The following is a 13,994-nucleotide window of genomic DNA, read 5'->3' on the forward strand; positions in this document are numbered from 1 at the left end:
AAACATAGACAAAAAGCGGCGTTACTATTCATTTGACTTAAAGGCAGTGTTTCACAAAAAATAGAAAATGAAAATTCAACCATTTCAATCAGTAGCAAAAAAATTTAAAGCTGTTTTCTTAGATTCTTACGGAGTAATAAAAAATTATGGCGGCTTAATAGATGGTGTGCAAGGCACAATCGATTTTATTCGAAAAGAAAATATTGCCTTACGCATATTAACCAATGATGCATCAAGAAGCAGAACGCAGCAGGCAGAAGGCTTTTTGAAACTGGGTTTGAAGGGAATTGAAAAAGAAGAGATCATTACATCCGGAATGATGGCTAAACATTTTTTGGAGCAAAAAATATTGCACGGAAAAATAGCATATCTCGGCACCGAAAATTCTGCTCATTATATTTTACAATCGGGTTTACAACATATCGCTGTAAAAGATATCGACCTTAATAATATGAATGATGTTTCTGCTTTTGTTTTTTTAGACGATGAAGGCTTTGACTGGAACACCGATATCAATAAAACCATCAATCTTTTAAAACATAGAAATATTCCTGTAATTGTTGCTAACTCCGATAAGTTATATCCTGTTTCCAAAACACATGTATCGGTTGCTACCGGCGGCATTGCACAATTGGTAGAAAGCATTCTTAATAAAAAATTTATACATTTTGGTAAGCCCGATTCGCAGATGTTTATGTTTGCTTTTGAGCAGCTCAATTTAAGAGATGGATTTGGCAAAAAAGATATTTTAATGGTAGGCGATACCTTGCACACTGATATTCTTGGTGGTAATAAATTCGGCTTACAAACTGCATTGGTTTTATCGGGAAATACAGATGCAGCAGAGGCGCAGCTTCAAATAAATTCTACTGGCATCATCCCTGATTTTATATGTAATTCTATTGGAAATTGATCTTGCGTAATTGTTTTATAAGATGACGAAAATCAGGTAATGTATTTTATAAAGTTCTACTTTTGTATCGCTTGATTACTAAACCTCAGAACTATGCAATTACCTCCTATTCCGGCGGATGAAGAACTGCGCCTGAACGACCTTCTTTCTTACGAAATATTAGACACTATTGAAGAAAAAGAATTTGATGACCTGGCTGAACTGGCAGCTGATATCTGTGGTTGCCCCAGTGCATTAATTACATTTATTGATAAAGATCGACAGTGGTATAAAGCCCGTAAAAATGTTGGACCAACTGAAATAGCCCGAGATCTTTCCTTTTGCGGGCATACGCTGTTATTCGATGGCGTAATGGTAATTCCGGATGCTAAATTGGATGAACGCTTTTTTGATAATCCTGCAGTAGCAACAGGATTAAGAGTGAATTTTTATGCAGGTGCTCCGATCATAAGTGCAGCAGGAAATAAGATTGGAACCGTCTGTGTTTTTGATCAGGATCCAAGAAATAATTTTACAGATCGGCAAAAAAAGATGTTAAGCATTATTGCAGATCATGTAACCAAGTTATTGGAGTTACGCATCGCTAATAAAAATATCATCAATAAGTCAAACGATTTAATTGCAATAGAAAGAAAGATGGCGCAATTAAATATTGAAGCAAGAGAAGAAGAGAATACAACCATTGCGTATCAACTGCACGAAAATTTTATACAAACATTAGGTGCCGTAAAACTGTATATCGATTTTGCCTCACAATCGAAAGACCTGGCAGATCATTTTTTAGAGCTGAGTAAAGAGCAGATTCATTTACTGATCGATGAAATGAAGGCACTGACGAAAACCATTACTCCTACTACGTTACAAAGTGCCAACTATTTACATGTTATTGAAGATATGGTATATCGATTCAGCGAAGAGAATAATATTAAAATAAGTTTTAAGACTGATGACGGTGCTGCTGCCATCGATTCCGGTATAGGGTTAACCTTGTATCGTATTGTAGAGCTGCATTTAAAAAATGCGCAACATGCCGGTGCTAAAAAAATCACTATCAGTATTAAAACAGGAAAGCAATTAAAGATCACTATTAAAGATGATGGAGTTTACAAGGACAGCGCTGAAAAGAAAATGTACTTCAGTAATATTTATACACGTGCCGACCTATTAAAGGCAAAAACAAAGAAAACAAAAACCAAGTGGGGGCATAATGTGCTGCATATTGATATACCAGTTGCTGTGATGAAAAAATAGGTTTTTATTTTTAGCTTTACTTATAATGCGTTCAATAATACATCACAACCCGTTCCCAACTCCTTAATAATACCTTTATAAATACATCATATACCGTTATCAACTCCATTAATAGTAGTTTTTAACTGCTAAGCAATGCCTTCTTTACGGCTTGACAGTGCGTTTTTAAATACATTCAAAAGCGTAATTAAGTCCATGCCAACCCTTTTTGAACGGGCTGGTAACCCTTACTGAACGGATCGGGAGGGCGTCGATATAGGATTGTCAGGGAGTTTGGAAGGGGATTTAACCCCCTTCCGAACGGCTATTGTATAAGACAACTATTTCATTGTAATTAAAGAGTTTGGTTGCATTTAACTTATACTTCAATATTTTTGCCATCCTGTCAGCAAACCCTTGCTGGCATTTTATTTGTTTAAACGAAAAAATCATTTAACTAATTAACGTACCCGTCAAAGCCTCCCCTTTAGGAGAAATTTGATGGGGTAAAATTTTAATCATGCAAAAAGGAAGTATAAGAGTACAAACAGAGAATATCTTTCCAATCATTAAGAAGTTTTTATACAGTGATCACGAGATTTTTGTGCGTGAGCTGGTAAGTAATGCAGTAGATGCTACGCAGAAATTAAAAACACTTTCCAGCATCGGGGAAGCAAAAGGAGAATTAGGAGAATTGCGTATTGACGTAAAGCTGGATGCTGAAAAAAAGACATTGACCATCAGCGATCGCGGTATTGGTATGACAGCGGAGGAAATTGATAAGTACCTGAACCAGGTAGCTTTTAGCGGCGCCGAAGAGTTTTTAAATAAATACAAAGGACAAAACGAAAACAATATCATTGGGCATTTTGGATTGGGATTTTATTCCTCATTTATGGTGAGCGATAAAGTAGAAGTAATCAGTAAAAGTTTTAGAGAAGGTGCAAAAGCGGTTCGTTGGGAATGTGATGGCAGCCCGGAGTTTACATTGGAAGAAGTAGAAAAAGAACATCGTGGGACTGATATCGTTTTATATATTAATGAAGAAAGTAAAGAATTTTTAGAAGATCATCGTATAGAAAATATCTTAAAGAAATTTTGTAGCTTTTTGCCTGTTCCGATCTTCTTCCAGGATAAGCAAATTAATAATACCAATCCTGCATGGACAAAGAAGCCAAGCGAGCTTACAGATGAAGACTATAAAAACTTCTATAAAGAATTATATCCATTTGGTGAACCGCCTTTATTCTGGATCCATTTGAATGTTGATTATCCGTTTAATCTTACCGGCATTTTATATTTCCCTAAAATCAAGCAATCGTACGAAGTACAAAAAGATAAAATTCAATTATACAGTAACCAGGTTTTTGTAACCGATGAAGTGAAGGATATTGTTCCTGAATTTTTAATGTTGCTGCATGGCGTAATTGATAGTCCGGATATTCCGTTGAATGTTAGCAGAAGCTATTTGCAGGGAGATCCTAACGTAAGAAAGATAAACAGCCATATCACTAAAAAAGTAGGAGATAAGTTAGAAGAGATCTTTAATAAAGACAGAAAATCTTTTGAAGAAAAATGGGAAAGTCTTGGTTTGTTTGTGAAGTACGGAATGATGACCGACGATAAATTCTTGGACAAGGCAAACAAGTTTCATTTATTGGAAGATACTACCGGCGGCACTTTTTATACATTGGAAGAATACAGAACAGCAACAGAAGCTTTGCAAAAAAATAAAGATGGCAAGCTGGTGATCTTATATACTACTAATCCTGTTCAACAAGATGCATACATACAGCAAGCAACTGCAAAAGGTTATAAAGTAGTTAAGTTGGAAACCATTATTGATGCAGGATTCATCAATCAGATAGAAATGAAATGGGAGAATGTAGCGTTTACAAGAGTAGACTCCGACATTGTTGATAATTTGATTGATAAACAAGAAAACAATACCAGCGTATTAAGCAAGGATGAAGAAGAGACCTTAAAAGGATTGTTTGAAAAACAATACAGCGATATTCATGCAACAGTAGAAATAAAAGGCTTAAGTGTGGACGCACCGCCGGTAGTAGCAACTCGCCCTGAGTTTATGCGTAGAATGAAAGACATGGCGGCTTTGCAAGGACAGATGGGCGCTTTCTATGCACAAATGCCTGAAGAAGTAACGTTGACAGTTAACGGCAATCATAAAATCTATAAAAATGTTTTAGCAGAAGCTGCAAAAGATAAGCAGGAAAAGATCGTTCATAACCTGGCTGATTTGGCTTTATTATCTCAGGGATTATTAAAAGGTAACAGTCTAACGGAGTTTATTACAAGAAGTGTGGATCTAATGGCGAATGAACCTGCGAGTAAGATAATAACGGTATAGTTTTGAAATGATATTTTATATTAATAAGCCGTTAAGAAGGAGATCTTAGCGGCTTATTTTATTTTCTTGGCATCTTTGCGTGAAACCTACTCACTTAATTTGACATCAATAACTTTCAGTTGAAGAGTTTTCGTCCCATTCCATTCATTTTCATCCAACGTAAAAACAATATCAAACGGTTTTTTGGTTTGCAGCAATTCAAAATGAGTTGCCATATTAAAACCAATGCCGGTAAAAGATATATTGCCTTGCTTTACTACAAAACGTAAATGCAGTTCTTTTACGATCTTTGAAAAGCCTGTATCCAGTACGTTTCGGGCTACAAAAACCGGGCGCATATTTTCCGGTCCATAAGGTTCCATCTGGCAGATGATATTGTAGAAAGAATTGTTGATGTCACTGAAATTTATTTCTGCATCGATAATAATTTCAGGTATCAATAAATGTGCTTCAATAGTAGAAGAAACAACTTGCTCAAATGAGTTATTGAATGCTTCTAAATTTTCAGGTAATAAGGATAATCCTGCTGCAGCAAAATGACCACCATAGCCCAGCAAATGTTCACGACAGGCATGAATGGCTTCATATAAATTAAATCCCGGTACGCTTCGGGCGCTACCGGCAATAACATCACCACTTCGTGTAAGCACTACCGTTGGGCGGTAGTATGTTTCAATCAATCTGCTTGCAACAATACCCACCACACCTTTATGCCAATGCTCTTTAAATACTACTGTCGATTTTCTTTTTATTAATTCGTCATTGCCGTTAATAATAGATAAAGCGTCTTCTGTTATCGTGCTGTCAGCTTCTTTTCTATCAGTATTATCGTTGTGTAATAGTTCTGCGTATTCTAATGCTTTATTGTAATCCTGTTCAATAAAAAGTTGCACTGCTTTACGGGCATCATCCATTCTGCCGGCGGCATTCACTCTTGGTGCAATAACAAAAACTACATTGTTTATACTAAGCCGTGTTTTATTCAATCCGCCTAATTGAATTAATGCTTTAATGCCATTGCAAGGATTACTATTTATCCTTTCTAAACCATGATAAGCCATGATCCTGTTCTCGCCGGTAATAGGTACAATGTCTGCTGCAATAGCGGTAGCTAATAGATCCAGGTAACATAAATAGTGTTCTTCGTCTATGTTAAACTCTTGTGCTAAAGCAGTGGCAAATTTGAAGGCAACGCCACAACCACATAATTCTTTATAAGGATAATTGCAATCAATTTGTTTTGGATTGAGAATGGCAACAGCAGGCGGTAAAACTTTATCCGGTAAGTGATGATCGCATACAATAAAATCAATACCTAAGGTTGCTGCATATTCTATTAATTCAACAGACTTTATTCCACAGTCAACAGAAACGATTAAGCTGAAATTATTTTCCTTGGCAAAATCAATTCCCATTTTGCTTACGCCATATCCTTCTCTGTATCGATGCGGCACGTAAAACTCAACTAAAGAAGGTTCGTATAGTTTACATAAAAATTGATACAGTAAAGCAATGCTGGTAGTTCCATCCACATCATAATCGCCAAAAACCAATATTTTTTCTTTTCTTTCAAATGCAGTGGTGATGCGACTTACAGCCTTGCCCATATCTTTCATTAAATAGGGGTCGTGTAATAGAGATAGTTGCGGACGGAAATAATCTTTTGCCTGCTCATAGGTTTCTATTCCCCTTCCTGCAAGCACTTTGCAAAGTGTAGGATTTATTTTTAATGATCGATGAAGACTGTTTACAATAGCTTCATTGGGTTGTATAATTCTCCAGCGCTTATTCATAATAACACTAATTGAAACGAACTACACGAATGTATGTTTTTTGTTGAATAAAGATGAGGACGCACAAGGGAGTGACACAAGAAAAGCTAAATAGTAGTACAAAAGTCAAGTACAAAAAATTATGCTAATACTTTCTATCGGTAATGTACATTACCAGTTTTTCCAATCCATCTCTTACATTGTTTTGTGGAAACTCGTGCAGGATGCTTAGCGCTTCATCGCGGTATTGGTTCATTTGTTCGGCAGCATATTTTATGCCGCCAAATTGTATCACGGTGTCGATCACACGATCTACTTTTTTGGGATTGGTGTTCTCGTTTTTAATAATATAGATGAGTTCTTTTTTGGTGGCTTTATCAATATTATTGAGCGTATAAATAAGCGGTAGCGTAAGTTTCTTTTCTTTTATGTCGTTGCCGGTTGGTTTGCCAACATCTTCTTTTCCATAATCAAAAAGATCATCTTTAATCTGAAACGCAATGCCGATCTTTTCACCAAACAGACTCATTTTGTCCCTTATATCAGCGTTTTGGCTGGTACTCCATGCTCCTACAGCACAGGCAGAAGACAGTAATGAAGCAGTTTTGCCTTTAATGATCTCAAAATAAACGGCTTCGTTTAAATTAAGATTACGGGATTTTTCTATCTGCAGCAATTCACCCTCGCTCATCTGTTTTACTGCTTTGGATAGTATGTGGAGATGTTCAAAATCGTTATTATCGGTAGAGAGCAATAAGCCTTTTGATAACAGATAGTCCCCTACCAATACGGCTATCTTGTTTTTCCAGATAGCATTGATAGAAAAAGAACCCCTTCTTTCCATTGCTTCGTCTACAACATCATCATGAACCAATGTTGCTGTATGCAATAATTCAACCAATGCTGCTGCTCTGTAAGTGCTTTCGTTTACGGGTGCCTGTAACTTGGCACTTAAAAAAACAAACATCGGACGAAGCTGCTTTCCCTTGCGCTTTATGATATATTTCATTATTCTGTCAAGCAAAGGAGCCTGACTTTTAACGGAATCTGAAAATTTCTTTTCAAAAATGCTCAATTCTTCCCCTATGATGTCCTTAATAAAGTTCATGTATAAAAAGAAGCAATATAGTGCAGTATATCACCTCTGCAAAGATTATTCTTACTGTTTTATTTTAAAAGTAAAGATGAAATTGAACAACATGTAGAATTTTATTTTAAGACGACGCAGCACATGAAAATAAAAAACAGTCTGTGCAATGTGTAAAAAACATAAGAAATATCAATAAGAGGGAGCCTAAATACACAATAAAAAAATTTGCGTTTTGAATCTCAATTGATATTTTTGCAAGAGATCAGTTTTAATTTTTCAGAATTTTAATAATCAATCAATTAGTTATGTCAAGCAAAAAGTACAAATTAATGTTGTTGACTTTATGTACATTTTTGGCGATAGGGACTTTCGCTCAAAAAAATACATCTGTCTACGACGTTTACGATTCGGCCGTAATAACCAAAAAAGGCCAGCCACAACAAAATGAATTTTGGAACAATCATTATGATTTTCCTGCTAAACCTCGTAATCAATGGGAAATAGGTGCTTCTTTAAGCACTATCACAGAAAGTAGTGATATTCCTTCTGTATTTCCTACACTTCCTTCATTTGAAGTACACGTAAGAAAAGCATTGGGATATGTATTTTCTTTAAGATTACAATATACACGTGGTATTGCTAAAGGATTGAACTGGAATCCTTCTGACAACTATAGATACAACTCTGCATGGGTAGCAGATCCTAACAGTCCTTTTGGACCTAATAAAACATTGTATGTAGGCGGTCCTAACGCAGGCGGCGGTATCGATTCTTATAATCCAGCCGGCTCATCTAATCCTGTTAATCATGTTTTTTATAATTACAAAACGCTTATTAATGATTTATCATTAGAAGGTCTTATTACATTGAATAACATTCGTTTCCACAAACAAAAAACGGGCTTTAATATTTATGCAGGCGGTGGTATCGGTTTAACATGGTACCATGCTACTGTAAATGCAGGTAGAGATGATGGAACTAACTATAACACTTTATTTAGTGCAATTTTGAATGGTGTTGGTTCAACTCCAGCTATTCCTATCACTTACGATAACAGAAGCAAAATAATTGATGCACTTAAAAATGGTTATGGTGGTATTCCTGGTATGGATAATACATACGAAAGCCGTGCAGAAAGCGAAGCCAGCCGCCGTCCTACTCAGGGTGATGGATATTATACATTAAAACCTTCAGGTACAGTACTTGTTGGGATTGCTTATAAATTAAGTAACAGAATCAATCTTCAATTAGAAGATCGTCAAACTTTCGTAAAAACAGATTTATTGGATGGACAACGTTGGGCAGAACAAGTTGCGGGAAGCCCTGTATTGACTCCTGATTATGATTCTTATAACGTTCTTTCTCTTGGTATCAACTTCAACTTAGGTGGTAAAGCGGTTGAACCATTATATTGGTTAAATCCATTGGATTATGCTTACAGCGAGTTGAACAATCCTAAACACATGAACTTCCCTAAACCTAAGTTCGATGATGCGGATGGTGATGGCGTAGTTGACCAATTGGATAAAGAACCAAATACACCTGCCGGTGCTCCAGTTGATACACATGGTGTATCAAGAGATACTGATGGTGATGGTGTTCCTGATTACAAAGACAAACAATTAATTACTCCTACAGAATGTCAACCTGTTGATGCGGATGGTGTTGGTAAATGCCCTCCTCCTCCTTGTTGCGATTCATTAAAAGGTGGATTTAATCCTAAAAATGCTTGTCCAACTGATTATCCAAGTGTTTCTTTCAAAGGAAATGGTATTGGATTAAGCGGTGATGCTAAAGCATTATTAGCAACAGTGGCTGCTAAAATGAAAGAAAGCCCTGATTGCAGTGTTAAGATCGTAGGATATCCTGGTGCTTCTAAAGCTCGTCAGTCATTAGCAGATAAGAGATTAGCTGCAATCACTAAATACTTAGTAGAAACATTAGGTATCAGTGCTGACAGAATTACTACTGACAAAGTGATTGGCGGTGGTGATGAAGGCACATTTGATATCAAATCAAACTAGTACTTTTTGCTTATTGATATATTACCCTCCCGGTTTCGGGAGGGTTTTTTATTTCAGCTGTTTATCAAAACATTAACCGCTTATTTTTTGCCGATAAATAAATAGCAGTGATTTTTGGGGTAAATCCTTTAAATTTGCACTCCTTTATGCGTTTCTTAAAGATAGTCACAGTTGTTTTTTGCGTAGCAGCAGTATCATCCTGCAATAAATTTGGCAAGGTGTTGAAAAGTAAAGATTCGGCTTACAAGCTGGAGCAAGCGGATAAATATTATGCAGCAAAAAAATATCTTCAGGCGCAACAACTATACGAAGATCTATATACGATATTTAAAGGTACAGAGCGATTTGAAGAATTATATTACAAAGACGCCTATTGTTATTACGAGCTAGGAATGTATAAAGATGCTGAGAATTTCTTTAAAGGATTTTTGGAAACATTTCCTAACAGCAATAAAGCGGAAGAGGCAGATTATATGAGGGCTTATTGCTTTTACAAGCAGTCGCCTAAAGTGGAATTGGATCAAACTGCCACTACCAAAACGATTGGTATGATGCAGACATTCATTAATACGCATCCTGGTTCTGCTAAAATAAAAGAAGCAACTGAAATTATAGATAAATGTAGAGAGAAGTTGGAATTGAAAGAGTTTCAGGCAGCTGAATTGTACTATAAAATAGGGCAGTATAGAGCAGCCGCCCTGGCTTATGAAACGGTTTTGAATGATTATCCTGAATCAGCTAAAGGTGATGAATATGAATTGAAAATAGTAAAATCCTATTATCAATTTGCCCGTTTAAGTATATTTGAAAAGCAGCAGGAACGTTATGAAAAAACGATCGCTTCATATAATGATTTTGCAGACCGGTTCCCCGAGAGCAAATTGTTAAAGGATGCGGAAGAATATAAAACTTTAAGTCAAAATAATATTAAAGAAATACAAAATGAGCAAGCTAAGACGTCAACTCAGCGCTAATACTACAAACGTAGTGGAGCCAAAAAATCTGTTCGATATTAAACAAAGAACAGGTAATCTGTACGAATCAATTGCTATTATTGCTAAGCGTGCAAACCAAATCAATATTTCTATTAAAGAAGAATTGCATAATAAGCTGGAAGAATTTGCCAGCCATACAGATAGTCTGGAAGAAATACACGAAAATAAAGAGCAGATAGAAATTTCAAAAGCTTATGAAAGAATGCCCAACCCGGCATTGTTGGCAACACAGGAATTTATTGAAGAAAAGATATACTTCCGTAAAAACGAAGAAGACCTTTTTAGTTAATACTTTTCTTTTAAGAGCTTTTTTAGATAAGAAGTTATAATTTTAATGCCGTATCGCCATTGGCGATACGGTTTTTTTATGTTGCAAAATAAAAAAATATTGATCGGGGTTACAGGCAGTATTGCTGCTTACAAAATCCCCATTTTAGTTAGACTATTAATTAAGGCAGGTGCAGAAGTAAAGGTGGTATTAACTCCTGCCGCAAAAGAATTTGTTTCTCCATTAGTACTTTCTACACTTTCCAAAAATGAAGCCTTGGTTGACCTGTCAACGAATAACTCTTGGGCCAATCATGTACAATTAGGTAGATGGGCTGATGTATTATTGATAGCTCCTTTAAGTTGTAACACGCTGGCAAAATTTGCAAATGGAAGTTGTGATAATTTATTAACGGCAGTTTATCTTTCGGCAACCTGTCCTGTAGTAGTAGCTCCGGCAATGGATGAAGACATGTGGCATCATCCTTCCACAAAAAATAATCTTTCAAAAATAGCATCGTATAGTAATCATATAATACCCGTTGAAAAAGGAGAACTGGCCAGTGGTTTGATTGGTGATGGAAGAATGGCAGAGCCTGAAACGATCGTAAAATGGCTGGAAGATTTTTTTTTATCCGGTAATCAATTAAAAGGTAAAAAAGTACTGATAACAGCCGGACCCACCTATGAGGCAATCGATCCGGTCCGTTTTATAGGCAACCATTCATCTGGCAAAATGGGAATAGCAATTGCTAAGGAATTAAAAAAATGTGGCGCAGAAGTCACCCTTATAATTGGACCGACACAAGTTGAACTGCCTGTTGTAAATCAGGTAATAAAAGTCAGATCTGCAGAGGAAATGTACAATGCCTGCGACAAAATCTTTTCTCAAACTGATATTGCCATATTGAATGCTGCCGTTGCTGATTATACGCCGGTTATTGTTGCAGAAGAAAAAATAAAAAAGCAAGATGGAGTTCTTGAAATTGAACTCAAAAAGACAAAAGATATTTTGAAGCATTTAGGAGAAATAAAAACACTCAAACAATTTTTGGTAGGCTTTGCATTGGAAACTACCAATGAAAAAGAATACGCATTAAAAAAATTGCGGGATAAAAATGCCGATATGATCGTTTTAAATTCTTTAAATGATAACGGCGCCGGCTTTGGTTACGACACTAATAAAATAACTATTTTTGATAAGCAGCAAAACGAATACAGTTTTGAAACCAAAACAAAAACAGAAGTAGCTGCTGATATCGTAAATACTATAGTAAAATTGTATGTATAAAATTATCATTGTCATTGTTTGCATATTGACATTTAATTTTTCCAACGCACAGGAATTAAATGCAAGAGTTACTGTTAATACCAGCAGTGTTGGTACTACTGTAAATCAAAATGTTTTTCAAACATTACAATCTGCTTTAACAACATTTATTAATAATCGTAAATGGACAAGCGATAATTTTTTGCCTAATGAAAAAATTGATTGCAGCTTTTCATTTACATTGCAACCCACCGATGACCAGGACGTATATAATGTTACATTAACTGTTCAAGCTGGCAGACCTGTTTATAATACCAGTTATTTATCCCCTATAATAAATTTTCAGGATAAAGATGTGCAGGTGAAGTATGTACAATATCAGCAACTGCAGTTTAGCGATAACAATGTAGCCGGTACTAATCCGCTTCAATCAAATCTCACGGCAGTAATAGCCTACTATGCTTACATGATCTTAGGCTTTGACTATGATTCTTTTTCTCCACGTGGCGGTGATGTCTATTTTCAAAAGGCCCAAAACGTTGTAAACAATGCACCGGAAGACAGAGGTATTACAGGCTGGAAAGCATTTGACGGTGTGCGTAACCGCTATTGGCTGGTAGAAAATATGCTGAATCAACGTTATACAATAATGCATGATGTATATTATAACTATTACCGCAAAGGAATGGATAAGCTATACGATGATGATAAAACTGCCCGTACAGAAATAATGAATGTATTGAATCAATTGAATAGCTTTAAAACAGAGAACCCGAATGTAATGATAAGCCAGTTTTTCTTCCAGGGAAAAACTACAGAACTGATCAATATATTTTCAAAAGCGGCTATGGATGATAAAGCCCGTGCTTCTGATTTGCTGCAAAAACTGGACATCACCAATGCCAACCGGTATAAAGAAGAAATAAAATGAGTCGCTTTTTATTATTAGCATGTTGTATTGTTTGTTTTGCCAGTTGCCGTAATAATAATGATATGCCCTCCGATGTGTTGAACAAGCAAAAAATGCAGGCTGTTTTATGGGATATGTTGCGTATCGAAGCGTATACCGAAAATTTCTTAAAAACGGATACTCTTAAAAACCTTCAAAATGAAAATTTACAATTGCAACAAAAAGTATTTGCTATTCATCATATAACAAAAGAAGCTTTTTATAAAAGCTACGATTATTACAAACAACATCCTGCCTTATTAAGCGAAGTATTGGATAGCATTACAACAAAAGAAGCTGTTAATAGAGAACATAAAATAAATAAACCACTTTATAAACCTGAAATAAAAAAATCACCTCTTTTATCTAAGCCAAAATGAACAAAGTAGTTGCTGATGCTGCAGAAGCAATAAAAGATATTTCAGATGGAGCAGTATTGCTGCTTGGCGGCTTTGGTTTGTGTGGTATTCCCGAAAATTGTATTGCAGCATTGGTAGAAAAGAAAATTAAAGCACTTACCTGCATATCAAATAATGCAGGTGTTGATGATTTTGGTATTGGGCTCATGTTACAAAACAAACAGGTAAAAAAAATGATCTCTTCTTATGTTGGTGAAAATGCCGAGTTTGAAAAACAATTATTAAGCGGTGAATTAGAAGTAGAATTAATTCCGCAAGGAACATTGGCAACCCGATGTATGGCAGCAGGCTATGGTATGCCTGCAATCTATACTCCCGCGGGTATTGGTACAGAAGTCGCCGAAGGAAAGGAAATCAGGATATTTAACGGTAAAGAATATTTATTGGAAATGGCGTTTGATGCAGACTTTGCTTTAATAAAAGCCTGGAAAGGAGATACACATGGAAACCTGGTCTATAGAGAAACAGCCCGCAATTTTAATCCCTTAATGGCAATGGCAGGAAAGGTCACCATTGCAGAGGTGGAAGAATTAGTGCCGGCAGGAGAATTAGATCCCGACCATATTCATACGCCTGGCATCTATGTAAAAAGAATTTTTCAGGGAAAAGATTATGAAAAAAGAATAGAACAAAAAACAATCAGAAAAGTATAATTCTGGATTTAGGCATTAGCGTATTAGACATCAGTAAATTGGCA

General features: G+C 35.9%; 12 protein-coding genes. 10 read left to right on the forward strand and 2 right to left on the reverse strand.

Annotation, left to right across the window (positions count from 1 at the left end; all coding sequences use genetic code 11):
* Positions 1-67: 67 nt before the first annotated feature.
* The 3 genes from K9M53_RS02955 (at position 68) to htpG (ending at position 4,511) form a co-directional block, all read left to right on the forward strand.
* Entirely contained in the window at positions 68-913 is an 846-nt protein-coding gene (locus K9M53_RS02955) for an HAD-IIA family hydrolase (RefSeq protein WP_224017838.1), read from the forward strand.
* Positions 914-1,006: 93 nt separating this feature from the next.
* Complete coding sequence (locus K9M53_RS02960) at positions 1,007-2,164, forward strand: GAF domain-containing sensor histidine kinase (protein WP_224017840.1); 1,158 nt, start codon at positions 1,007-1,009, stop codon at positions 2,162-2,164.
* 499 nt (positions 2,165-2,663) lie between these two features.
* Positions 2,664-4,511: a molecular chaperone HtpG gene (htpG, locus tag K9M53_RS02965; protein ID WP_224017842.1), complete on the forward strand. Its 1,848-nt coding sequence runs from the start codon at positions 2,664-2,666 to the stop codon at positions 4,509-4,511.
* Between the two features lie 86 nt (positions 4,512-4,597).
* On the opposite strand, the gene recJ is transcribed toward htpG, so the two are convergent.
* Together recJ and K9M53_RS02975 are read right to left on the reverse strand one after the other, a co-directional pair.
* Positions 4,598-6,304: a single-stranded-DNA-specific exonuclease RecJ gene (gene recJ, locus K9M53_RS02970; RefSeq protein WP_224017844.1), complete on the reverse strand. Its 1,707-nt coding sequence runs from the start codon at positions 6,302-6,304 to the stop codon at positions 4,598-4,600.
* A 124-nt stretch (positions 6,305-6,428) separates the two neighbouring features.
* Positions 6,429-7,391 carry a polyprenyl synthetase family protein gene (locus K9M53_RS02975; protein WP_224017846.1) on the reverse strand — a complete coding sequence of 321 codons (963 nt, stop codon included), beginning with the start codon at positions 7,389-7,391 and terminating at the stop codon, positions 6,429-6,431.
* A 287-nt stretch (positions 7,392-7,678) separates the two neighbouring features.
* On the opposite strand from K9M53_RS02975, the gene K9M53_RS02980 reads away from it, so the two are divergent.
* The 7 genes from K9M53_RS02980 (at position 7,679) to K9M53_RS03010 (ending at position 13,950) form a co-directional block, all read left to right on the forward strand.
* Complete coding sequence (locus tag K9M53_RS02980) at positions 7,679-9,397, forward strand: OmpA family protein (RefSeq protein WP_224017849.1); 1,719 nt, start codon at positions 7,679-7,681, stop codon at positions 9,395-9,397.
* Positions 9,398-9,543: 146 nt separating this feature from the next.
* Entirely contained in the window at positions 9,544-10,371 is an 828-nt protein-coding gene (locus K9M53_RS02985; protein ID WP_224017851.1) for an outer membrane protein assembly factor BamD, read from the forward strand.
* The gene (locus K9M53_RS02990) at positions 10,340-10,681 is read left to right on the forward strand and encodes a DNA-directed RNA polymerase subunit omega (RefSeq protein ID WP_224017853.1); all 342 of its coding nucleotides are present in this window, start codon (positions 10,340-10,342) and stop codon (positions 10,679-10,681) included. The genes K9M53_RS02985 and K9M53_RS02990 overlap by 32 nt, the downstream gene beginning before the upstream one ends.
* 78 nt (positions 10,682-10,759) lie before the next feature.
* Positions 10,760-11,950, forward strand: a complete 1,191-nt coding sequence (gene coaBC, locus K9M53_RS02995) for a bifunctional phosphopantothenoylcysteine decarboxylase/phosphopantothenate--cysteine ligase CoaBC (protein WP_224017855.1) — start codon at positions 10,760-10,762, stop codon at positions 11,948-11,950.
* Positions 11,943-12,860 (forward strand): type IX secretion system protein PorD, encoded by a 918-nt coding sequence (gene porD / locus K9M53_RS03000; protein ID WP_224017857.1) that lies wholly within the window; start codon positions 11,943-11,945, stop codon positions 12,858-12,860. Before coaBC ends, porD begins: the two co-directional genes overlap by 8 nt.
* Entirely contained in the window at positions 12,857-13,258 is a 402-nt protein-coding gene (locus K9M53_RS03005) for a DUF4296 domain-containing protein (protein ID WP_224017858.1), read from the forward strand. The genes porD and K9M53_RS03005 overlap by 4 nt, the downstream gene beginning before the upstream one ends.
* Positions 13,255-13,950 carry a CoA transferase subunit A gene (locus tag K9M53_RS03010; RefSeq protein WP_224017859.1) on the forward strand — a complete coding sequence of 232 codons (696 nt, stop codon included), beginning with the start codon at positions 13,255-13,257 and terminating at the stop codon, positions 13,948-13,950. The genes K9M53_RS03005 and K9M53_RS03010 overlap by 4 nt, the downstream gene beginning before the upstream one ends.
* Positions 13,951-13,994: the final 44 nt, after the last annotated feature.

Origin of the sequence: Ferruginibacter albus, assembly GCF_020042285.1 — a bacterium.
Classification (GTDB): domain Bacteria; phylum Bacteroidota; class Bacteroidia; order Chitinophagales; family Chitinophagaceae; genus Ferruginibacter; species Ferruginibacter albus.

Coding starts and splice junctions, on each gene's coding strand:
- recJ (WP_224017844.1), bottom strand. CDS start 6,304: ATGAATAAGCGCTGGAGAATTATACAACCCAATGAAGCTATTGTAAAC.
- K9M53_RS02975 (WP_224017846.1), bottom strand. CDS start 7,391: ATGAACTTTATTAAGGACATCATAGGGGAAGAATTGAGCATTTTTGAA.
- coaBC (WP_224017855.1), top strand. CDS start 10,760: ATGTTGCAAAATAAAAAAATATTGATCGGGGTTACAGGCAGTATTGCT.
- K9M53_RS02960 (WP_224017840.1), top strand. CDS start 1,007: ATGCAATTACCTCCTATTCCGGCGGATGAAGAACTGCGCCTGAACGAC.
- K9M53_RS03005 (WP_224017858.1), top strand. CDS start 12,857: ATGAGTCGCTTTTTATTATTAGCATGTTGTATTGTTTGTTTTGCCAGT.
- K9M53_RS02990 (WP_224017853.1), top strand. CDS start 10,340: ATGAGCAAGCTAAGACGTCAACTCAGCGCTAATACTACAAACGTAGTG.
- K9M53_RS03010 (WP_224017859.1), top strand. CDS start 13,255: ATGAACAAAGTAGTTGCTGATGCTGCAGAAGCAATAAAAGATATTTCA.
- K9M53_RS02980 (WP_224017849.1), top strand. CDS start 7,679: ATGTCAAGCAAAAAGTACAAATTAATGTTGTTGACTTTATGTACATTT.
- porD (WP_224017857.1), top strand. CDS start 11,943: ATGTATAAAATTATCATTGTCATTGTTTGCATATTGACATTTAATTTT.
- K9M53_RS02985 (WP_224017851.1), top strand. CDS start 9,544: ATGCGTTTCTTAAAGATAGTCACAGTTGTTTTTTGCGTAGCAGCAGTA.
- htpG (WP_224017842.1), top strand. CDS start 2,664: ATGCAAAAAGGAAGTATAAGAGTACAAACAGAGAATATCTTTCCAATC.
- K9M53_RS02955 (WP_224017838.1), top strand. CDS start 68: ATGAAAATTCAACCATTTCAATCAGTAGCAAAAAAATTTAAAGCTGTT.